15 protein-coding genes are annotated in these 22,529 nt (G+C 71.6%); 8 read left to right on the top strand and 7 right to left on the bottom strand.

What is annotated here, in order from left to right; genetic code table 11:
* Positions 1 to 286 precede the first annotated feature (286 nt).
* The 5 genes from ACICHK_RS24055 to ACICHK_RS24035 all read left to right on the top strand — a co-directional run bounded on the left by ACICHK_RS24055 (position 287) and on the right by ACICHK_RS24035 (position 11,024).
* Positions 287 to 748 (top strand): ATP-binding protein, encoded by a 462-nt coding sequence (locus ACICHK_RS24055; protein ID WP_406838496.1) that lies wholly within the window; start codon positions 287 to 289, stop codon positions 746 to 748.
* 110 nt (positions 749 to 858) lie between these two features.
* The gene (locus ACICHK_RS24050; RefSeq protein WP_406838495.1) at positions 859 to 4,773 is read left to right on the top strand and encodes a hypothetical protein; all 3,915 of its coding nucleotides are present in this window, start codon (positions 859 to 861) and stop codon (positions 4,771 to 4,773) included.
* Positions 4,773 to 7,505, top strand: a complete 2,733-nt coding sequence (pglZ, locus tag ACICHK_RS24045) for a BREX-2 system phosphatase PglZ (RefSeq protein ID WP_406838494.1) — start codon at positions 4,773 to 4,775, stop codon at positions 7,503 to 7,505. The genes ACICHK_RS24050 and pglZ overlap by 1 nt, the downstream gene beginning before the upstream one ends.
* Entirely contained in the window at positions 7,502 to 8,845 is a 1,344-nt protein-coding gene (gene brxD, locus ACICHK_RS24040) for a BREX system ATP-binding protein BrxD (protein WP_406838493.1), read from the top strand. Before pglZ ends, brxD begins: the two co-directional genes overlap by 4 nt.
* Before the next feature lie 28 nt (positions 8,846 to 8,873).
* Positions 8,874 to 11,024 (top strand): DEAD/DEAH box helicase, encoded by a 2,151-nt coding sequence (locus ACICHK_RS24035; RefSeq protein ID WP_406838492.1) that lies wholly within the window; start codon positions 8,874 to 8,876, stop codon positions 11,022 to 11,024.
* 152 nt (positions 11,025 to 11,176) lie between these two features.
* Here the strand turns inward: ACICHK_RS24035 and groL are convergent, their stop codons facing one another.
* The 3 genes from groL to ACICHK_RS24020 all read right to left on the bottom strand — a co-directional run bounded on the left by groL (position 11,177) and on the right by ACICHK_RS24020 (position 14,271).
* Entirely contained in the window at positions 11,177 to 12,802 is a 1,626-nt protein-coding gene (gene groL, locus ACICHK_RS24030) for a chaperonin GroEL (RefSeq protein ID WP_406838491.1), read from the bottom strand.
* A 154-nt stretch (positions 12,803 to 12,956) separates the two neighbouring features.
* Entirely contained in the window at positions 12,957 to 13,265 is a 309-nt protein-coding gene (gene groES / locus ACICHK_RS24025) for a co-chaperone GroES (protein ID WP_037626893.1), read from the bottom strand.
* A 253-nt stretch (positions 13,266 to 13,518) separates the two neighbouring features.
* Complete coding sequence (locus ACICHK_RS24020) at positions 13,519 to 14,271, bottom strand: polysaccharide deacetylase family protein (RefSeq protein WP_406838490.1); 753 nt, start codon at positions 14,269 to 14,271, stop codon at positions 13,519 to 13,521.
* 249 nt (positions 14,272 to 14,520) lie between these two features.
* Here ACICHK_RS24020 and ACICHK_RS24015 point away from each other — a divergent pair, with 249 nt between their 5' ends.
* The 3 genes from ACICHK_RS24015 (at position 14,521) to ACICHK_RS24005 (ending at position 18,037) form a co-directional block, all read left to right on the top strand.
* On the top strand, positions 14,521 to 15,714 hold the full coding sequence (locus ACICHK_RS24015) for a THUMP-like domain-containing protein (protein WP_406838489.1): 1,194 nt from the start codon (positions 14,521 to 14,523) through the stop codon (positions 15,712 to 15,714).
* A 201-nt stretch (positions 15,715 to 15,915) separates the two neighbouring features.
* Entirely contained in the window at positions 15,916 to 17,676 is a 1,761-nt protein-coding gene (gene ctaD, locus ACICHK_RS24010; RefSeq protein WP_406838488.1) for a cytochrome c oxidase subunit I, read from the top strand.
* Positions 17,677 to 17,686: 10 nt separating this feature from the next.
* Complete coding sequence (locus ACICHK_RS24005; protein WP_151469208.1) at positions 17,687 to 18,037, top strand: hypothetical protein; 351 nt, start codon at positions 17,687 to 17,689, stop codon at positions 18,035 to 18,037.
* Between the two features lie 18 nt (positions 18,038 to 18,055).
* Here the strand turns inward: ACICHK_RS24005 and ACICHK_RS24000 are convergent, their stop codons facing one another.
* From ACICHK_RS24000 to ACICHK_RS23985, 4 genes are all read right to left on the bottom strand, one after another.
* On the bottom strand, positions 18,056 to 19,354 hold the full coding sequence (locus tag ACICHK_RS24000) for an RNA polymerase sigma factor (protein ID WP_406838487.1): 1,299 nt from the start codon (positions 19,352 to 19,354) through the stop codon (positions 18,056 to 18,058).
* Positions 19,355 to 19,400: 46 nt separating this feature from the next.
* A complete protein-coding gene (locus ACICHK_RS23995) occupies positions 19,401 to 19,757 on the bottom strand; it encodes a YciI family protein (protein ID WP_151469210.1) in 357 nt (118 codons plus the stop codon).
* Between the two features lie 193 nt (positions 19,758 to 19,950).
* Entirely contained in the window at positions 19,951 to 21,018 is a 1,068-nt protein-coding gene (locus tag ACICHK_RS23990; RefSeq protein ID WP_406838486.1) for an LCP family protein, read from the bottom strand.
* Between the two features lie 122 nt (positions 21,019 to 21,140).
* A complete protein-coding gene (locus tag ACICHK_RS23985) occupies positions 21,141 to 22,520 on the bottom strand; it encodes an endo-1,4-beta-xylanase (RefSeq protein ID WP_406838485.1) in 1,380 nt (459 codons plus the stop codon).
* Positions 22,521 to 22,529: the final 9 nt, after the last annotated feature.

Genomic DNA, 22,529 nt, shown 5'->3' with positions numbered 1-22,529 from the left:
CACCGACCTCGTCGGCACGCCCCGGCTCCCGTCAGCGGCGCGCTTCGACGCCATCGCAGCCGCATCGCCGCGTCGCCGATGGCGTAGTACACCTGCGGGTGCGGCGCAGGCCGCAGCACGGCGAGTCCGGAGCACCGATGTGTGCCCGGCCGATGCCACCGCCCGGGTGTCCCTTCCACGAGTCGGCACCCACAACCCCCACAAACCCCGGGGCCACCCCTACAGAAGGTGTCCGTAGGACCGTCACACCTGGTCGGAGACCTCCCAGGGGCGGGATCTTCGGGTCATGACCACCTTCGTCCTCCGCTTCAGCCCCACCCCGCGCGGCGCCCGTCTGGCCCGCCGTCTCGCATCGCACCAGATGGACCTCTGGGGCTGGGCCTACGGCAGCCCGGTGCACGACACCGTCGAGCTGGTCGTCGCCGAGCTGGCCGCGAACGCCGTCACCCACGGCAGGGTCCCCGGCCGGGACGCCGAACTGCGCCTCCACCGGCAGGACGGCGAGGGGCTCGTCCGGGTGGAGGTGAGCGACGTACGCGGGGAACGGCTGCCGCTCCCCGCGGCGGACGGCCGAACGCCCCTCGCGGACCGCGGGCGCGGGCTCGTTCTCGTCGGGGCGCTGGCCGAGGAGTGGGGCGTCACCGAACGGCCCGGCGGTCCCGGCAAGACCGTGTGGGCCCTCGTCGCGACCGGCCCGGCCCTCCGCCCCGCACCCGCCGTCACTCCTTCGGGCAAGGTCCGGACCTGATCTCCTCCGATCGGCACTGCCCGATCCCGTCGGCCCCCTCCGGCGCCCCGGGGTGACCTGGCAGGATGAGGAGAAGTTGTGAGGGACACCAAGGGGAGCGGGAGCAGCCGATGGCCAGGGGTGGCGACACCGTCGTACTGAAGGACGTCCTCGACATCAAGGAGGACGTGTACGCCGGCGACTTCAAGGTCGAGCTGTCCCAGGGGTTCAAGGGCGACACGGCCGGACGGGTCGAGGAGTACGTCGTCACGCCGCAGCTCCAGGAGGAGTTCGGCAAGGCCCTGAAGCTGGTGCGCGGCGCGGTCCGCAAGAACACCTCGTACGCGGCCTACCTGCACGGTTCCTTCGGTGCGGGTAAGAGCCACTTCCTGACCGTGCTGCACGCCGTGCTCAACGGGGACGCCTCGGCGCGGGCCAAGCCGCGGCTGCGCGAGGTCATCGCCGAGCACGACGAGTGGCTGCGCGGCAAGCGGTTCCTCATGGTGCCCTACCACCTGGTGGGCGCGGCCAACCTGGACGAGGCGCTGCTCGGCGGATACGTACGGGCCGTACGCGAGCAGCACCCGGACGCGCCCACGCCGACCGTGTTCCGCTCCGACGCGATGCTCGCCGACGCCCGGCGGATGCGGGAGCAGCTCGGCGACGACGCGTTCGTCCGGCTGCTTCCCGCGGAGAGCGGCGGCGCCACGGCCGGGGACGACGACGATGACGAAGAGCTCCAGGTCATCGGCGCCGGCGGGACCTGGACCTCCAGTGAGCTGGACGACGCCTTCGACGCGCCCGCCGGGGACCCGCGGCGCGAGCGGCTGGTGTCCGCGCTGCTCACCGGGCCGATGCGGTCGTACGCGGAGAGCGCCCGCGGGGACGCCGCCAAGTACGTACCGCTGGAGAACGGGCTGGCCGCGATCAGCCGGCACGCCCGCGCGCTGGAGTACGACGGTGTGGTGCTGTTCCTCGACGAGCTGGTGCTGTGGCTCCAGGCGCACATGCGGGACCGGACCTTCGTCAACAGCGAGATCCAGAAGCTGGTGAAGCTGATCGAGTCGGGGGACGCCGACCGGCCCGTGCCGATCGTGTCGTTCATCTCCCGCCAGCGCGACCTGTCCCAGCTCGTCGGCTCCGACGTGCTCGGCGCCGACGTCAAGGCGATGGAGCAGGCCCTCGAATACCTCAACGAGCGGTTCGACACGGTCGACCTGGAGGACCGCAACCTGCCGGAGATCATCAAGGAGCGGGTGCTGAAGCCGCTCCCCGGCAAGGAGGCGGTGCTGGAGAACGCGTTCGGCGGGATCGACCGGTCCAACCAGCAGGTCAAGGACATCCTGCTGGACGGCGGCGGTGCCACCCACGCCGACTGGACCGACTTCCGGGCCGTCTACCCGCTGTCCCCGGCGCTGCTCAACGTCCTCGTCGCCCTCTCCGGCGCCCTCCAGCGCGAGCGGACCGGTCTGAAGCTCGTCCAGCTGCTGCTGGAGCGGAACGCGGGTGCCGCCGTCGGACGGCTGATCCCGCTGGGCGATCTGTGGGACGTGCTCCTCGACGGCACCGGCGCCGCCTTCACCGACAAGCTGAAGCGCGAGTCCGAGGCCGCCGTGAAGTTCCACGCCAAGGCGCGCGCCCACCTGCTGGAGAAGTACGGCTCGGACGAGCACGCGGACTTCCAGGCCGACGACCGGTTCGTGAAGACCCTGCTGCTCGGAGCGCTCGCGCCGGACGTGCCCGCACTGCGGCGACTGACGGGCGCACGGCTCGCCGGGCTGAACCACGGCTCGGTGCGCTCCCGGACCGTGCCCGCCGGTGACGTCGTCGTACGGCGGATGCGGGACCTCCAGGCCGCGTTCCCGTCCGAGGTGCGCTCGGACGGCGAGGCCGACCCGGTGTTCTCGCTGCACCTGTCCGACCTGGACATCGAGCCGCTGCTCGACGCCGTCGCCGAGGAGGACAAGGCGGGCGTGCGCCGGGTGTGGCTGCGCGACCGGCTGTGGGAGGCCGTCGGCGTGCGCGACGGCCAGTTCGTCGCCGAGAAGGAGATCGTCTGGCGCGGTACCCGGCGGGTCGCCGAGTTCGTCTTCGGCAACGTACGGGACCGCGCGGACCTGCCCGACGAGCAGTTCACGCCCTCCACCGCGGGCAACGTGCGGTTCGTCGTCGACTACCCCTTCGACGACGGCGACCACTACCCGAGCGACGACTTCCACCGCGTCGAGCAGCTGAAGAAGGACGGGGTGACCGCGCCGACCCTGGTGTGGCTCACCGACTTCTTTTCCGACCAGCGCAGGGCCCAGCTCGGCCGGCTGATGCGGATCGGCTTCCTGCTGGAGCGCGACCGGCTCGCCGACTACACCGGGAACTTCCCGCCCGACGACCGCGCCAAGGTCAAGCGGCAGCTCGAGGTGGCCCGCGACACCCTCACCGACCAGCTCACCGGAGCGCTCGCCGAGGTGTACGGGCTGGCGCAGCCGACCGACTCCAACCCGGGCCCCGAGGTGCCGGACGGACGGCACGTGCTCTCGCTCCAGCCGGAGTTCGCGCACCCCCGCGAGGAAGGCGGCAAGGGCTTCGAGAAGAACGTGCAGCACCTGGCCGACGGCATGTTCTCCGCCCTGTACGCCAAGCACCCCGACTTCGGCCCGGACGGCAAGGGACAGCGCAAGGCGGTGACACCCGCCGAGCTGCGCACCGCCCTGGAGTGGATCACCCGGGCCATGGACGACGGCGGACGGGCCCAGAACGTCGACAGCCACCACCTGAAGACCGTCAAGCGGATCGTGGAGCCGCTGGAGCTCGGCACCGTCCACGACGGTCCGCTGGTCATGCGACAGGACTGGCGCTCCCGCATCAACCAGGCCGCCTCCGCGCACAAGCAGCGCGGCGACCTCGCCGTCGAGGACATCCGCCTCTGGATCTCCCAGGACCTCGGCTACGGCGGCCTCGACAAACTCACCGGGAACCTCCTCATCGCGGCCTACGCGCTGCTCGACGACCGGGCCTGGGCGTACCAGGGCGGACCGGAGCGGGAGGCACCCGCCCTGCACGAGATCGGCCCCGGCTGGTCGCTGCGCTCGCAGCCGCTGCCCAGCGAGGAGCAGTACGCGGCGGCACGCGACCGGGCGGCCCGGCTGTTCGGCGTCTCCGCCAAGCCGAACATGTACGCGCGCAACGTCAACCGGCTCGCCGAGGACCTCCGAACCAAGGCGGAGGCCTGGGAGAAGGACGTCGCCGGGGTGCGGGCCTCGCTGGAGCGGCACTCCGCGCTGCTCGGCCTCGACGGTGAGGGCGAGGCCGCGCCCCGTACCGCGATCCTGCGCGAGGCCGCCGGTCTGCTCGCCCGGCTGACCCGGCACGGCAGCGACGCCACCGCGCTGGTGCGCGAGCTGGCCTCCGCCTCCTACACGGCGACCGAGCGGGACCTGAACACCGCCATGGGCAGTGCGGGCGAGGTCCTCCAGGCCCTGGACGACGCCGCCTGGCCGGCTCTCACCAACGTACGCGGGCTGATCACCCGTGAGGACGGCGTGGGCGACCGGGCCCGGCGGCTCTTCGACGAGATCGCGCTGGCCGCGCGTGCCTCGGAGTTCGAGCGGTCGCTGGTGCCGGTGCTCGACGCGGCCGGCGAGCGGGCCAACGCGATCATCAACGCGGCGCTCCAGGTGGAGAGCGTGTTCGTGCAGCGACAGGAGCCGGCTCCGGGAGCGCAGGACGTACGGGTGACCGAGCCGGAGGTGGCGACCCGGCATCCGCAGCCCCCGACCGGTGCGACTCACTCGCAGACCGAGCCCGCTCCCGTCGAGGAGGCCGGAACGGCGGGCGGCGAAGCCCTGACCCCCCGGGCCGGGCGACGGCTCATCGCCGTCACCGGAGCGACTCCGCTGGAGGAGCGGCTGGCCGGCGAACTGGCGGGCGTCCGGGACGACATCCGTGCCTTCCTCGCCGCTCATCCCGACGCCACCGTCGAGCTCAGCTGGAGGCCGGTCGGGTCCGGCGAGCCCACCGCCTCCGACGACTCCGGCGAAGGGACCCGCTGATGGCGGCCCGGCCCGCCGCCGGACGGCGTGCCATCGAGGTACTGCTGGAGGCCGAGCTGCCGTACGCCGAAGGGCGGCGGCTCGTGCTGGTCGACGCGGTGTGGGCGGGCGGCGACACGGAACGGGAGTTCACCGTCCAGGTGGAGGGCACCGCCCGTCGCGTGCACGTCACCGATCAGGACTCACCGCTCGGCATCGCCGACGCCTGGCGGCGCCACACCACCGACACCGACCCGGGCGGGGACAGCGTCCTCGTCGTCACCGGCAAGGTCCCCGCCGACCAGCTCGGCTGGGACCTGCGCGGCCACGCCGTACGCCGTCGGCCGCTGGCCGTCGAACGGGCCGACATCGTCAGGCAGCTGTTCGGAACCGGCGACCTGGACACCCGGATGGTGCGCGAGACCTGGCTGCTGGACGCGCTCCTGGAGGCCGAACCCACGGGCGGCTGGCCCCGGGCCGGCTCCGTCCTCACCCGTGACCGGGCGGTGCGGGCACTGCTCGCCGCCCGTACCGGGCTCGGCGACACCCGTGAGGACTCGCTGGACCTGGACGCCGACACGTTGTTCGACTGGAGCCGTACCTCCACCGGCCCGAGGCGCTTCGCCGAACTGGGCGAACAGGAACGGGCGGGCCTCACCGCCTGGCTGGCGGAAGTGACCGGACCCGCCGCGCCCACCCTGCTGGCGCTGGCTGCGGACGGCCGTGGCACCGACGCGCTGCCGCTCGGCGCGCTCGCCTCGGCCGCCCTCGGCTGCCCGGCCGCCGCCGACGCGGGCTTCGCGCTCGGCACGCTCTTCGGCCGGGCGCTCGGCTCGTTCGACGCACTCGCCCCGTACGCGACGGCCGCCACCGGTGTCCTCACCCGGTGGATCGCGCAGGCGGAAGCGGGCGGGAGCGCGGGCGCGGAAGCCCGCGTCCGCGTCCTGACCGTGCTGGAACGCGCCGACCAGCTCGCCGGGACCGCGCGCCTGACCGGGCTGCTCGCAGGGGACCGGCTGCTGCCCTCCGGGTACCGGACACGGCTGCGGACCCTCGCCTCCTCGCTCGACGGCCGGCCCGGTCCCGCCCAGACCGCACTGCGCGACCTCGCCGACCACCAGCTCGACAAGCTGCTCGCGGACTCCACCGAACGCGCCCGCACCGCCGTACGCCTGCTGCGCTGGCTGGACTCCCCGGAGTTCACCCCGGAGTCGGTCGGCAAGGGCGTACGCCACCACGTCGAATCCACCGGCTGGGTGGACCTGGCGACCGGGATCCTCGCCGAGGGCGACGCCTCGCGCGACAGCGAGATCGGAGAGGCCTACCACCGGCTGATCGGCCGGGTCCGGGACCGGCGCCGACAGCTGGACGAGCAGTTCGCGGCGACCCTGGCCACCTGGGCGGAGGCCGCCTCCCAGCAGGCGCCGCACGGCGCCCTGCTCATCGAGGACGTGCTCGCCGAAGCCGCCGCGCCGCTCGCCCGGGACGGCGGCCGACCGCTCGTCCTCGTCCTCGACGGAATGAGCGCCGACGTCGCCGTCGACCTGGCCGCCGGGCTCGACCGGCGCGCCTGGACCGAGGTCGTCCCCACCGCACCGGCGGGAAGCCGTCCCGGCCGGCTCGCCGCCGTCGCCATGCTGCCCACCCTCACCAAGATCAGCCGGGCCTCGCTGCTGAGCGGAGGCGCCGCCGAGGGCGGGCAGGACGTGGAGCGCACCGGGTTCACGTCCTTCTGGAAGAAGCGGCGCCGCGAGGCGGTGCTCTTCCACAAGGGCGGCTACGAAGGGACGGCCGGACACCGGCTCGCGCCCGAACTCCTCGACGCACTCGCCGACCAGAAGGCGATCGTCGGCGTGATCGTCAACACGATCGACGACGCACTCGACGACGGACGCGAGAACGGGCGCGCCCGCTGGCGCATAGGGGACATCGCCAAGCTGGCCGACCTGCTGGGCGCCGCCCGCAACCAAGGTCGGCCGGTCCTGCTCGTCTCGGACCACGGGCACGTCCTGGACCGCAGCCCGCGCGAGGCCGGTCCCACCGCGGCGGACGGCGTCCAGGGCGCCCGCTGGCGCACCGGGCCCGCCCAGCCCGGAGAGGTGGAACTCGCCGGACCACGGGTCCGGGCCGATGGCGGGCGCATCACCGCCGCCTGGCGCGACGACCTGCGGTACACCGCCCGTCAGGCCGGGTACCACGGCGGGGCCTCCCTCGCCGAGGTCACCGTGCCCGTCCTCGCGTTCGTCCCGTCCGACAGCGAGATCCCCGCCGGGTGGACGGCACTGCCCGGCGAGGACACCGCCCCCGGGTGGTGGCGGGGCGGTACCGAGGCGGCGGAACCCCAGGAGACCGCTTCGACGCCCCGTGGCAAGGGCAGCCGCAAACCACCGCCCCAGGCCGAAGGGCTGTTCCCGCAGAAGGGGCACGGCACGCACGGCGAGCAGACGGTGCGCAGCAAGCCGTACGAGACGCAGCGCGAGTTCGTGCGGAACGCGCCCAACAACACGGCCGTCGCCGCCGCGCTCGACGCCCTGCTCGCGGCCGGCGGCAAACTCTCCCCGGCCGCCGTCGCCTCGGCCGCCCAGGCCGCCACCGGCAAGTCGGAGCGCAACCCCCAGCGGTTCGTCACCATGCTCGAACGGCTGCTCAACATCGACGGCTACCCCGTCCTCCAACTGGTGGAGTCCGGACGCACCGTCCACCTCGACAGGGAACTCCTGCGGCAACAGTTCCCGGAAGGCGCCCCCTCGTGAACACCCCGGCCGGCCCCGCAGCCCCCGACATCAGTCCAGCCCGTGCCCGGGACGTCATCGACGCACTGCGCCGCGGCACCGTGCCGCAGCAGGGGCTCGGGCTGTTCGCCGTCGGCCTGGACCGGTTCGCGGACGCCCTCGACGACGACCTCGCCACCGTCGCCCGCGGCGGCTCCGCCTTCCACGCGCTGCGCGGCGAGTACGGCTCGGGCAAGACGTTCTTCGCCCGTTGGCTGGCCGAGCGGGCGAAGCGCCGCGGCATGGCCGTCAGCGAAGTGCAGATCTCCGAGACGGAGACCCCGCTGCACCGTCTGGAGACCGTCTACCGGCGGCTCACGGAACGGCTGACGACGTCCACGCATCCGCCTTCCGCTCTGCGTGCCGTGATCGACTCCTGGTTCTACGCGCTGGAGGAGGAGGTCCTCGACTCGGGAGACGTCGACGAGAACGACGAGGCCCAGCTCGCCCGAGCCGTGGACGAGCTCCTGGAGCTGCGGCTCACGGACGTGGCCCGCACGACCCCCGCATTCTCCGCCGCGCTGCGCGGCTACCGCGAGGCGGTGGCCGCCGGTGACTCCGCCCACGCCGAAGCGCTGATCGCGTGGCTCGGCGGACAGAGGTCCGTGGCGGCGTCCGCCAAGCGCGCCGCCGGAGTACGCGGTGACCTCGACCACTTCGCAGCGCTCGGATTCCTCCAGGGGCTGCTGACCGTGCTGCGCGACTGCGGGCACCCCGGGCTGCTGCTGGTCCTGGACGAGGTCGAGACACTCCAGCGGGTGCGCGGTGACGTACGCGAGAAGTCCCTGAACGCGCTGCGCCAGCTCCTCGACGAGATCGACGCGGGGCGGTTCCCCGGCCTGTTCCTCGTCGTCACCGGAACCCCCGCCTTCTACGACGGTCAGCAAGGTGTGCAGCGTCTGGCGCCACTCGCCCAGCGGCTGGCCACCGACTTCACGACCGACCCGCGCTTCGACTCCCCGCGCGCGGTCCAGCTGCGGCTTCCCGGATTCGACCTGGCGTCCCTCGGCCGACTGGGCCGCAACGTGCGCGGGGTGTACGAGGCCACGGCCAAGAACCCCGATCGGATCGCCGCCCGTGCCGACGACACCTACCTCGACGACCTGGCGCGGGCGGTCACCGGTTCACTCGGCGGCAAGGCCGGCATCGCTCCACGGTTGTACCTGCGGAAACTGGTGGCCGACGTCCTCGACCGGATCGACACGTTCGACGACTTCGACCCCCGCGTCCACTACACGCTCACGGTGAACGCCTCGGAACTCGACGAGGTGGAGCGCAACGCGGCCGCGAACGCCGGTGACGTGGAGCTGGAACTGCCGTGAGCACGAGCAACGGGGAACTGGAGCTGCCGTGAGCGCCGACGCGCTGGACCTGCTCGATCCGATCCTCACCCATCACATCGTCAACTCTCTGGGCTGGCGCTCCCTGCGGCCGCTCCAGGAGGAGGCGATCGGTCCACTGCTGTCCGGGCAGGACGCCGTACTGCTGGCACCCACCGCCGGAGGCAAGACCGAGGCCGCCGCCTTCCCCTTGCTCACCCGCGCCCAGCGGCACGGGTGGAAGGGCACCGGCATCCTGTACGTGACCCCGCTGAAAGCCCTCCTCAACAACCTGCACCCCCGCTTGGAGACGTACGCGGGCTGGGTGGGACGGACGGCGGAACTGTGGCACGGCGACATCGCCTCGACGCGCCGCCGCCGTATCCTCACCCAGCGTCCGGATCTGCTGCTCACCACGCCCGAGTCGCTGGAGGCCATGCTGGTCAGTACGAATGTGGACCACCGGACGTTCTTCTCCGGCGTGCACAGCGTGGTGATCGACGAGGTACACGCCTTCGCGGGCGACGACCGCGGCTGGCATCTGCTCGCCGTACTGGAGCGGCTCCAGAAGATCGTGGAGCGGCCGGTTCAGCGGGTCGGTCTGTCCGCCACCGTCGGCAATCCGCACGAACTGCTCGACTGGCTCCAGGGCTCCGGCCGCGGGCGACGACCGGGGCAGGTCATCGCGCCCGGTGTGTCACTCCCCGGCCCCGAGACCACCCCGTCCACGGCAGGAGCGAGCGCGCCACCGGGCGACATCGAGCTGGACTACGTCGGTTCCGTCGCCAACGCGGCAACGGTCATCTCCGCTCTGCACCGGGGCGAGAAGCGCCTGGTGTTCTGCGAGACCCGACGCACCGTCGAGGAGCTGGGCGAGCAGCTCCGGCTCCGCGGTGTCACCACATTCCTCTCCCACGCCTCGCTCTCCACCGACGAACGGCGGCGCGCCGAGGAGGCCTTCGCCGAAGCCCGGGACTGCGTGATCGTCTCGACCAGCACGCTGGAACTGGGCATCGACGTCGGGGACCTGGATCGGGTGATCCAGCTCGACGCACCGGCCACGGTGGCCTCGTTCCTGCAACGCCTCGGACGCACCGGACGGCGGCCCGGCACCACGCGCAACTGTCTGTTCCTGGCCCTCACCGACACGGGGTTCCTGTCCACCGCCGCCTTGTTGCTGGCCTGGTCACGCGGCTGGGTGGAGCCGGTCACCGCGCCGCCCGAACCGCGTCACCTCGTCGCCCAGCAGATCCTCGCCCTGTGTCTTCAGGAGCACCGGGTCGGCGAGAACCTCTGGCAGGAGTGGTGGGGCGGCCTCGGACAGTTCGGGAGCGCTGCCGAGCCCATCGTGAGGCATCTGTTGGAGCAGGGTTACCTGGAGCGGGACAGTGGCACGCTGTTCATCGGGCCCGAGGCCGAACGCCGCTTCGGCCACCGGCACTTCATGAACCTGACGGCGTCGTTCACCGCGCCCCCCGAGTTCACCGTGCTCAGCGGTCGCACCGAGATCGGCCGTACGGACCCGGACCTGCTCACCGAGGACGTCGACGGCCCCCGGAAACTGCTTCTGGCGGGCCGCAGTTGGCTGGTGACGTACATCGACTGGCGGCGCAGGCGCTGCTTCGTGGAACCCGTGGACGAGGGCGGGCGAGCCAAATGGAGCGGGTTCGGGGCGGTCCGTGTCCGTTCCTACGTACTGACCCGGGCCGCCCGTGAGGTGCTGCTCGGCAGCGATCCTCCGGTGCTCCTCACCCGCCGTGCGCAGGCGAGGCTCGCGGAAGCGCGGGTGACGCATCTGGACGTGGTGCACCCGGCCGGAACCGTCATCACGCGGCGGGACGACGGTGACGTGCGGTGGTGGACCTGGGCCGGGCACCGGGCGAACGCCACGCTCGCCGCGTCCCTTTCCTCCGTCGACCTGAGGCACCGGCAGATCGACGACCGCTTCATCCGGCTGCGCGACGACCTGACTCCCCAGACCTGGCGGGCGGCTGTGGCGGACACCGAGGCAGGACTCACCCTGCCTGAGGTCGACGTCCAAGCCGTACGCGGCCTGAAGTTCGCCGAGTCCCTTCCCCAGCGCCTGGCGGAGGCCACCCTCGCGGCGCGGCTGGCGGACGAGGAAGGGGCCAGGGCCGCGCTCGCGGAACCCGTCAGGTTCCTGCTGCGGCACAAGCCCTGACGGCGGGCGCGGCGACGCGGACGTCGAGAACGCATCGGGCGGCGTCCGCCGGACAGCACTTCGCCCCGCCGTGGGAACGGCGGGGCGACGTCACGCGGGCCGGTTCGGCGCCGGGGCCCCGGGCAGGGGCTCGGCGCCGGCTCCGGTGTGCGTCAGTGGGAGTGGCCGTGACCGCCGTGACCGGCGTCGGCCTCTTCCTCGGCCGGCTTCTCGACGACCAGGGTCTCGGTCGTGAGGAGCAGGGAGGCGATGGAGGCGGCGTTCTCCAGGGCGGAGCGGGTGACCTTCACCGGGTCGATGACGCCGGCCTTGACCAGGTCGCCGTACTCACCGGTGGCGGCGTTGAAGCCCTGGCCCTTGTCGAGGTCAGCGACCTTGGAGGTGATGACGTAGCCCTCCAGGCCGGCGTTCTCGGCGATCCAGCGCAGCGGCTCGACGGCGGCGCGGCGGACGACCGCGACACCCGTGGCCTCGTCGCCGGTCTTGTCGAGGTTGCCCTCGAGGACCTTGACGGCGTGGACGAGCGCGGAGCCACCACCGGAGACGATGCCCTCCTCGACCGCGGCGCGGGTCGCGGAGATGGCGTCCTCCAGACGGTGCTTCTTCTCCTTCAGCTCCACCTCGGTGGCGGCGCCGACCTTGATCACGCACACGCCGCCGGCCAGCTTCGCGAGGCGCTCCTGGAGCTTCTCGCGGTCCCAGTCGGAGTCCGTGTTCTCGATCTCGGCCTTGATCTGGTTGACGCGGCCGGCGACCTCGTCCGCGCTGCCGGCACCGTCGACGATGGTGGTGTCGTCCTTGGTGATGGTCACGCGGCGGGCGCTGCCGAGCACGTCCAGACCGACCTGGTCGAGCTTGAGGCCGACCTCCTCGGCGATGACCTGACCACCGGTGAGGGTGGCGATGTCGCCGAGCATGGCCTTGCGGCGGTCACCGAAGCCGGGGGCCTTCACGGCGACGGCGTTGAACGTGCCGCGGATCTTGTTCACGACCAGGGTCGACAGGGCCTCGCCCTCGACGTCCTCGGCGATGATCAGCAGCGGCTTGGAGGCGTTCGACTGGATGACCTTCTCCAGCAACGGCAGCAGGTCCTGGATGGAGCTGATCTTGCCCTGGTGGATGAGGATGTACGGGTCGTCGAGGACGGCCTCCATACGCTCCTGGTCGGACACCATGTACGGGGACAGGTAGCCCTTGTCGAAGGCCATGCCCTCGGTGAAGTCGAGCTCCAGGCCGAAGGTGTTGGACTCCTCGACGGTGATGACACCGTCCTTGCCGACCTTGTCCATCGCCTCGGCGATGAGCTCGCCGACCTGCGGGTCCTGGGCGGACAGACCGGCGACGGCGGCGATGTCGGACTTCTCGTCGATCGGGCGCGCGGTGGCGAGGAGCTCGTCGGAGACCGCCTTGACGGCCGCGTCGATGCCCTTCTTCAGCAGCGCCGGGGAGGCACCCGCGGCGACGTTGCGCAGGCCCTCGCGCACGAGCGCCTGGGCGAGCACGGTGGCGGTGGTCGTACCGTCACCCGCGATGTCGTTGGTCTTGGTCGCCACCTCCTTCACCAGCTGGGCGCCGAGGTTCTCGAACGCGTCCTCGACCTCGACCTCACGGGCGATGGTCACACCGTCGTTGGTGATGGTGGGAGCGCCGAACTTCTTGTCGATGACGACGTTGCGGCCCTTGGGGCCGATCGTCACCTTCACCGTGTCGGCAAGCTTGTTGACGCCGCGCTCAAGGGCGCGACGGGCGTCCTCGTCGAACTTCAGGATCTTCGCCATGGGAGCGGTTCAGCCCTCTCGGAAAATGATGGAGAAACGAACTGCGCCCCCGGCGCCCGGCTGTTGATGGTCGCGGGGGCCAGGGGCGCAGTTCACTGCGATGCTTGGTGCGGGGTCGTCCGGGGGAAGGTCCCGAACTCCCTTACCGGGTGAATTACTTCTCGATGATCGCGAGCACGTCGCGAGCCGAGAGGACGAGGTACTCCTCGCCGTTGTACTTCACCTCGGTGCCGCCGTACTTGCTGTAGAGAACGATGTCGCCGACGGCGACGTCGAGCTCGACACGCTTGCCGTCCTCGATGCGGCCCGGGCCCACGGCCAGGACGACGCCCTCCTGGGGCTTCTCCTTCGCCGTGTCGGGAATGACCAGGCCGGAGGCCGTGGTCTGCTCGGCGTCGAGCGGCTGGACCACGATGCGGTCCTCGAGCGGCTTGATGGCAACCTTGGAGCTGGCGGTCGTCACGATCCGACCTCCCCCTTCGGAGATCTCACGGGGTTAACTGTCTGAGGTGGCGACCAGGTCGATCCGTCGTCGCGGGTGCCGGACCTGCCCGTCGCTGTTGGCACTCTCCAGGGGGGAGTGCCAGACCTGAGACTATGACTGTGATTAGCACTCGGTCAAGCGGAGTGCCAAAGCCGTCCGGCGTGGCGTGGCCCGGAAGGCCCCGGACCGCCCCGGACGGGCGCGTCCGGGGACCGCTCTCCGGCCGGTGTCCCTAGAGGTAGTTCTCCAGTCGCGCCACGGTGAAGCCCTCGCGCTGGATCCTCCGGAGCAGCCCGAGCGTGGCGTCCGTGAGGCCGGGTTCGCCCGGGCCGGAGAGGATGTCACCCGGACGGAGCCGGTGCGCGTCGGCCGTCCTGCCGAGGACGAGCGCGGTGACCCCGCAGTCGGCGGCGGCGCGCAGGGTGGTCTCGTCGTACCTGCCGTACGGGGGCCGCAGCAGCCGGGGCCGGACGCCGAAGCGCCGGGCGAGCTTGTCCTGTTGTCCGCAGATCTCGGCACGCTGGCCGGCGTAGGGCAGACCGCGCAGGACGGCGTGGTCGAGGGTGTGGTTCTGGACGCTCGCGCCGACCGCGCGCAGCCGGGCGAAGCGCCCGTACCCGGGCCCGGCGACCCGGTCCGTGAGGAACACGCTGACCGGCAGGCGCAGTTCACGGACCATGTCGGCGAACCGGGGATCGCGCTCCGCCCCGTCGTCGTACGTCAGGAAGACCACCTTGTCGCGGGTGCGCACCTGGTCGACGACGGGCGGCAGTTCCGTGTCGGCGGTGCGCGCGGTGGCCCGGGCGGGGACTTCCGGCGCCGGCGCGAGCGGGGTGGAGAGACCCCAGCGGCGGTACACCGACTCCGTCGGGTGGACCCGCTGGGCCGCCTTCTTGCCGAGGCGCTCGATGGGGTCGACGGACTGCGCGCAGCCGCCGAGCAGGAGCGCCACGAGCAGCCCGGCGGCCGACACCCTCGCCCTCACGGGGAGCCCTCCGGGCATGCGACCGCGCACCCCTCGGCGGGAGCCGCTCCGGTCCCGGCGCAGCCGGAGGTGAGGAGGACGAGGGCGAGCACGCCGACCCCCCGACGCGCACCAGCCCCGTTTGCGCCGGTTTTATCATTTTGTCGTACGGGTCGCATGGAGCCGGATCCTCCCAGCTCACCGGCCTCGCCAGGGCCTCGACACCGCCGCCGGAAGCACACCGTCCACCGACTGGCCCACAATGGCCGGGTGAACGACGTCTCCTTCGCCCCCCTCCTCACCGCCGAGGGCCGCGCCCTGCTCGACGAGGTCCGCGCCACCGAACCGGCGCAGGAACTGGCCGTCGCCACCCGACTGCGCCGCAAGCACCCCGCCGAACTGGTCTCCGCGGCCCTCGGACAGGCGCGGCTGCGGCAGCGGGCGGTGGCGAAGTTCGGGGCCGAGGACGCCGGACGGATGTTCTTCACCCCGAACGGGGTCGAGCAGTCCACCCGTACGAGCGTGGCCGTGCACCGCGCCGAGCGGCTGCGCGTGCTGGGAGTCCGTTCCGTCGCCGACCTGTGCTGCGGCATCGGCGGCGACGCCATCGCGCTGGCCCGCGCCGGAATCCGCGTCCTGGCCGTCGACCGCGACCCGCTGACGGCCGCCGCCGCCCGCGCGAACGCCGACGCGCTGGGGCTCGCGGACCTGATCGAGGTGCGCGAGGCGGACGTCACCGAGGTGGACACCGCCTCGTACGACGCCGTCTTCGTGGACCCCGCGCGCCGGGGCGGCCGGGGCCGGATCTTCGACCCGGAGGCCTACTCGCCGCCGCTGTCCTGGGCGGTCGCGGCGGCCCTCAAGTCCCCGGTCGCCGCGCTGAAGATCGCTCCCGGCATCCCGCACGAGGCGGTCCCCGCCGAGGCGGAGGCCGAGTGGATCTCGGACGGCGGGGACGTGAAGGAGGCGGTGCTCTGGTTCGGCACGGAGCCGGGCCTGGTGCGCGCCACCCTGCTGCCGGGCCCGCGCGAGCTGCGCGGCCGCGGCCTGCCGGATCCGGCGGTCAGGACGGTCGGACGCTATCTGTACGAGCCGGACGGCGCCGTCATCCGCGCGCACCTGGTCGCCGAGGTGGCCGAGGACCTGGACGGCGGACTGGTCGACGAGACGATCGCCTACGTCACCGCGGACGAGCTGCGCCCCACCCCGTACGCCGCCGCGTACGAGATCACCGATCGACTCCCCTTCAACGTGAAGAAGTTGAAGGCCCTGCTCCGGGAGCGGGAGGTCGGCGTCCTGACCGTGAAGAAGCGCGGGTCGGCCGTCGAACCGGAGGAACTGCGCCGCAAGGTGAAGCCGCAGGGCCCGCACTCCGCGACCGTGTTCCTCACCCGGGTGGCGGGAGCCCCGACCATGCTGGTGGGGGCACCCGCGCGGCCGGCCACCGCCGGCGACGCGTTCTGAGCGAGGCACGGTCCGGCGGCGGACCGACACCAAAAACCGAGTGAACGGGTGAAATTCGGCGAAAGCGTCCACTTCCAGTGGATATCCGCCTGAATTTCCGTAGCGTTGCGTCGGAACGAAGCCGCCGTCCCGGCTTCGGCGTCGACCCGTCGGGCCTTGAGCAGACCGGTCCGGACCGGAAAACTCGGAGACGAACGAACCGTGAGCATCCCCAAAGGGCCCCATGCCGCCGCCGCAGCGGTTGACGAATCGTACGAGGACGAACTGCCGGTGCGGCGCAAGCGGCCCGGCAGCGTCGTGGTCAAGTGGCTCACCACCACCGACCACAAGACGATCGGCACGCTCTATCTGGTGTCGTCGTTCGCGTTCTTCGTGGTCGGCGGCATCATGGCGCTGCTCATGCGCGCCGAGCTGGCCCGCCCGGGTCTGCAGATCCTGTCGAACGAGCAGTACAACCAGGCGTTCACGATGCACGGCCTGGTCATGCTGCTGATGTTCGCGACGCCGTTGTTCGCCGGTTTCGCCAACTGGATCATGCCGCTGCAGATCGGGGCGCCCGACGTGGCGTTCCCGCGGCTGAACATGCTGGCCTACTGGCTGTACCTCTTCGGCTCGACGCTCGCGGCGGCCAGCTTCCTCACCCCGCAGGGCGCCCCCGACTTCGGCTGGTTCATGTACGTGCCCCTGTCGGACGCGTACCACACGCCGACCATCGGCGCCGACATGGGAATCATGGGTCTGGCCTTCTCCGGCTTCGGCACGATCCTCGGCTCGGTCAACTTCATCACCACGATCATCTGCATGCGCGCTCCCGGCATGACGATGTTCCGCATGCCGATCTTCTGCTGGAACGTGCTGCTGACCGGCGTCCTGGTCCTGTTCGCCTTCCCGGTCCTGGCGGCGGCCCTCTTCACCCTGGAGGTGGACCGCAAGTTCGGTGCGCACGTGTTCGACGCGGCCAACGGCGGAGCCCTGCTGTGGCAACACCTCTTCTGGTTCTTCGGCCATCCGGAGGTGTACATCATCGCGCTGCCGTTCTTCGGGATCGTCTCCGAGGTGATCCCGGTGTTCTCGCGCAAGCCGATGTTCGGCTACATGGGCCTGATCGGCGCGACCATCGCGATCTCGGGCCTGTCCATCACGGTGTGGGCGCACCACATGTACGTCACCGGTGGCGTGCTGCTCCCGTTCTTCTCCTTCATGACGTTCCTCATCGCCGTGCCGACCGGCGTGAAGTTCTTCAACTGGATCGGAACGATGTGGAAGGGCTCGCTGTCCTTCGAGACACCGATGCTCTGGGCCGTCGGCTTCCTGGTCACCTTCCTCTTCGGTGGTCTGACCGGCGTCATCCTGGCCTCGCCGCCGATGGACTTCCACGTCTCGGACTCGTACTTCGTGGTGGCGCACTTCCACTACGTGGTGTTCGGCACGGTCGTCTTCGCGATGTTCTCCGGCTTCCACTTCTGGTGGCCGAAGATGACCGGCAAGATGCTCGACGAGCGTCTCGGCAAGGTCACCTTCTGGACCCTGTTCGTGGGCTTCCACGGCACGTTCCTGGTGCAGCACTGGCTGGGTGCCGAGGGCATGCCCCGCCGTTACGCCGACTACCTCGCGGCCGACGGCTTCACCGCGCTGAACACGGTCTCGACGATCAGCGCGTTCCTGCTCGGCCTGTCGATCCTGCCGTTCCTCTACAACGTGTGGAAGACGGCCAAGTACGGCAAGAAGGTCGAGGTCGACGACCCGTGGGGCTACGGCCGTTCGCTGGAGTGGGCGACCTCCTGCCCGCCGCCGCGGCACAACTTCCTCACCCTGCCGCGGATCCGCAGTGAATCCCCGGCCTTCGACCTGCACCACCCGCAGATCGCCGCGCTCGGCAGCGTGGAGAGCCACCAGGAGCTGGGCATGAGGAAGCCCGGCCCCGAGGGGCGGTCCGGCCGACCCTCCGGACCACAGGGCTGAGGGGTCCGCCGTGAGCGCCGAGAAGCCGCTGGACGGCGGTTCGGTCCGGGACGGCATCGCCAGGATGGAGGGCTACCTGCTGTGGCAGGGGGAGATCGAGCGGGCCCACGCGGAGGCCGAGTCCTTCGCCGATCAGCTCGACTGGCTGACGACCGCCCAGCGGGAAGAGGTGGTCGACCTCTTCACCGGTCGTCAGCTCGCCCTCTCCCGGACGATGATCACCCGCACGGCCGAGCGTGCGTTGCAGCTCCGCCGGGAGTACCAGCACCGCTATGACTGCCTCAGGCGCCGGCTCTTCGCCGGCGCCCTGGCCACGGGGGTGGCCGCCGTCTTCGTCGACTGCCTGCTGCGGACGCTCTGAGACGGCGTCCCCACGGAGTCACCGGCCGGGAGCCTCACGACCGCGCAGCTCACGCGCCCGCTCCTCCAGCAGTTCCCGCTCCCGCTCGTTGCGCGCCAGCGCGGCGGCCCGTTCGAACTCCGCGCGCGCCTGCTCCGTGCGTCCGAGCCGGGCGAGCAGGTCGCCACGCACGCTCGGCAGCAAGTGGTATCCGCGCAGGGCGGGTTCACCGACGAGGGCGTCGACGATCTCCAGGGCGGGTTCCGGGCCCTCGGCCATGGAGACGGCCACGGCGCGGTTGAGTTCGACGACCGGGGAGGGGGCGCGGGCCGCCAGCAGGCCGTACAGGGCGGCGATCTGGTGCCAGTCGGTGTCCTCGTAGGTGTGGGCCCGCGCGTGGCAGGCGGCGATGGCGGCCTGGAGGGCGTACGGCCCCGGGCCGCCGGTGGCCACGGCGTCGGCGCGGCCCAGCGCGGTGAAGCCGCGGCCGATCAGCATGCGGTTCCAGCGCCGGCGCTGCTGGTCCTTGAGGAGCACGGGCTCGCCGCCGGGTCCGGTGCGGGCGGCCGCCCGGGACTCCTGGAGTTCCAGCAGGGCGGCGAGCGCGTGCACCTCGCTCTCCTTGGGCATCAGTTCGGCGAGCACCCGGGCCAGCCGCAGCGCGTCCTCGCACAGCGCGGGACGCAGCAGGTCGTCGCCCGCCGTGGCCGCGTACCCCTCGTTGAAGACGAGGTAGATGACCTCCAGCACGGATCCGAGCCGGGCTTCGCGCTCGGGCCCGTAGGGGACCTCGAAGGCGACCCCCTTCGTCGCCAGCGTCCGCTTGGCCCGCACGATGCGCTGGGCGACCGTCGCCTCCGGGACGAGGAAGGCGCGGGCGATCTCGGACGTCGTCAGGCCGCCGAGGAGCCGCAGAGTGAGCGCGATGCGGGCCTCGGCGGACAGGACGGGGTGGCAGGCGGTGAAGACCAGCCGGAGCAGGTCGTCGTCGATGTCGTCCGGGTCGGCGGGTTCGTCGACGTGGTACGGCGCGGACAGCGAGAGGTCCCGCCCGACCTCCTCCAGCTTGCGCGCGTAGTTCTCGCGGCGGCGTACGAGGTCGATCGCCCGGTGCTTGGCCGCGGCCGTCAGCCAGGCGCCCGGGTTGTCCGGCACGCCGTCGCGCGGCCACTGCTCCAACGCCGCGACCAGGGCGTCCTGCGCCAGTTCCTCGGCGATGCCGACGTCACGGACGATCCGGGCCGCGCTCGCGATGATGCGGGGGGACTCGATGCGGAAGATGGTCTCGACGGCGGTGTCGACGCCGCCGGCGGGTGCTGGTGCGGGCTGCTGTTCCACAACCCACCATGAGACACCCACCGCGGCGTCCGGCCAAGGAGCCCGCTCAGCCCTCGGCGATCTCCCGCACCTCGCAGGTGACCGTCCAGTGCTCCTCGTGGACCTTCAGGAACCGCTTGGTCCACTCCACGGCCTCGGCCATGTCCTTGCACTGCATGATCGCGTAGCCGCCGACGACCTCCTTGGACTCGGTGAAGGGCCCGTCGGTGACGGACAGCTCCCCGCCCGCGTAGTGGACGCGCTTGCCCTGCGCGCTGGGGGTGAGGCCCTCGGTCTGGAGCATGACGCCGGCCTTGGTGATCTCCTCGATGAGCTCGCCCATCCGCTGCATCAGTTCGGGGCTGGGACCTTCGGCGGGCGCGGTGCGCTCGTCGATCTGGACCAGGGAGAGGTAGCGGGGCATGGTGACTCCTCGTGTCTGTGGTGCCTGTGGTGTCTTCGGCGCCTCGGCGGCGGGGCTTCTCCCCGCCTCTCACCTGTGCGTCGAACGGCGGACACCGGTTTCGACACCCTCCCCGGATTTCTTCGAGAACTTTCCCGGGACGGGGCCGGACGGCTCTCCCCGCGGACCGCGCCCCGTTCATCCGGTCATCCGGTCATCCGAGCGAGTCCCACAGGTCACTCGCCTCCGGCTCGTCCGCGACCACCCGGTTGGGGTCGGACGGCGCCGTGGTCACCGGCATCATCACCGTCCTCACGTCGTCCGAGGACAGGCCCTCCAGGCTCCGGCCGAGTCCCGACAGTTCGGCGAGCGAGTCCAGCCCGGTGTCCGTCGTCAGGCTGCCGGTCACCGCGTTCGCGACGCCGTAGAGCCTGGCCGGGTCGGTGAGCAGGTCGGTGGTGGCGATCCGCGCCAGCAGCGCCTTGACCAGCTTCTGCTGCAGGCCTATGCGGCCCAGGTCGCTGCCGTCGCCTATGCCGTGGCGGGTGCGGGCCAGGGCCAGGGCCTGCTTGCCGTTCAGGTGGTGGGTGCCCGCGGCCAGGTGCAGGTGGCTCCTGTCGTCGTCGATGTCCTGATCGGTGGTGACGGTGACCCCGCCGAGGGCGTTCACCAGCTTCGCGAAGCCCGAGAAGTCGATCTCGATGTAGTGGTCCATCCGGACGCCCGTGACCGACTCGGCCGTCTTCACCGCGCACACCGGTCCGCCCACCGCGTAGGCGCTGTTGAACATCGCGCCGTACGCCACCGCCGTCGAGCCCCCGGACGGCAGCGGGCAGGACGGACGGGTGACGAGCGTGTCCCGCGGGATGCTGACGACCGTGGCCCGGGTGCGTCCCGCGTCGATGTGCACGACCATCGCCGTGTCGGAGCGCGCGCCGGAACTGTCCCCGCCGCCGAGCTTCGCGTTCGCCGTGCCGCTGCGCGAGTCGGAGCCGAGGACCAGGATGTTGAGGGCCTCGGTCGGCAGCGGCGCCGGGGACGCCGAGGCGGAGGCGGACGCCGGGGACGAGGGCGTCGCCACCGCCTTCGCCGGGCGATCGTCGCCGAGCGCGCTGTCGATGTCGACGCTCCTGATGTTCCGGTTCAGATGCCAGTACGCCCAGCCCGCGGTCCCGGTGCCCAGCACCAGCAGTCCCGCCAGGGCGAGACCGGCGGCCTTCAGCACCTTCGGCCGCCGGCCCCGCCGTCCGACCTCGTCGCCGCTCTCGTCGTGTCCGATCACGGTCAGGAACGTAGGACCGCATTATTAGGGGACTGTTAGGGAAAGAGGCGCGGAACGGTTTTCTTCGGAGAATCTCATCGTTCTCAGTGCGGACTCAGCGCCTCACGGTGCCCCGGCCCGTCTCAGCCCAGCGTCACCGTGGGCACCGGATTGCTGCCGCTCCAGGAGGCGTTGAACCCCAACGTCACCGAACCGCCGTCCGGGACGGACCCGTTGTAGGAGGCGTTGGCGCAGCTCACCGCCGCGCCGCTCTGGGTGCAGGTCGCGTTCCAGGCCTGGGTGATCCGCTGGCCCGCGCCGTACGCCCAGTTCACCTTCCACGAGGAGAGCGCGGCCCCGGAGCACGCGATGCGCACCTGCCCCGTGAACCCGGTGTTCCACTGGCTCTGCACGCTGTACGTCGCCGTGCACGCGCCGGTGGGCGGCGGTGTGGTGGTCCCGCCGAGCGAGGCCGCGATGGCGTCGTACGCCGGTTTGGGCGCGTAGTTCTCGTCGTACGGTGTCGCCGCGCCGTAGCCCGAGAAGACGTCCGGGATCCAGGAGTCGGAGTCGGTGAAGCCCCAGACGGTCACGCCGTAGCAGCGGGTCACGGCGACGCAGGCGTCGAACACCGCCTTGTAGTCGGCGGCCTGCTGCGCCAGATCGGTGCTGTCGGAGGGGAGCTGCATCCGGACGTCCAGCTCCGTGACCGCGACGTCGACGCCGAGGTCGGCGAAGCGCTGGATGTTCTGCTGGAGGGTGCCGGGGACCTGGCCGAGGATGAGGTGGGCCTGCAGGCCGACGCCGTCGATCGGGACGCCGCGCGCCTTCAGGGACTTGACCAGGTTGTACAGGGCGGTGCTCTTGGCGTTGACGCCCTCGACGTTGTAGTCGTTGATGTAGAGCTTGGCGCTCGGGTCGGCGGCGTGCGCCCAGGTCAGCGCCTGGGCGATGTAGTCGGCGCCGAGGCCGTTGTACCAGAGGGTCGAGCGGTAGGTGCCGTCCTCGTTGAAGGGTTCGTTGACCACGTCCCAGGCGGCCAGTTTCCCCTTGTAGCGGGTGACTTCGGTGGTGATGTGGTCCTGGAGCAGACCGCTCAGCTCGGCAGTGGTCCAGGTGCCGTCGGTCAGCCAGCTCGGGTTCTGGCTGTGCCAGACCAGGGTGTGGCCGCGCACCTGCTGGTCGTGGGCCTGCGCGAACGCGACGATCTGGTCGGCCTCGGCCCAGTTGAAACTGCCCCGGGTGGGCTCGACGCTGCCCCACTTCATCGCGTTGCCCGGGGTCAGCGAGTTGAACTGGCCCCCGGCGATGTCGCCGTACGTGCCGGTCAGCTTGGAGCCGGTGACGGCGGTGCCGATGACCTTGCCCTTGGCGGCGGCGAGGTCGCGCAGCGGGGTGCCGGCGGCGTGCGCCGTCGTACCGGCCGCGAGCAGGGCGGCCACCGCCGCGGCCCCGGCGAGCAGGGCGGCGACGCGGCGGCGTAAGGGACGGATTCTGAAGGAGCGGGTTCGGGAGGTTCTCATGGCGGGTGC

The organism is Streptomyces sp. AHU1 (assembly GCF_045343905.1).
Lineage (GTDB): Bacteria > Actinomycetota > Actinomycetes > Streptomycetales > Streptomycetaceae > Streptomyces > Streptomyces triticiradicis.
Note: the sequence above shows the minus strand (reverse complement) of the source record. Positions and strands in the feature narration are given on the sequence as shown.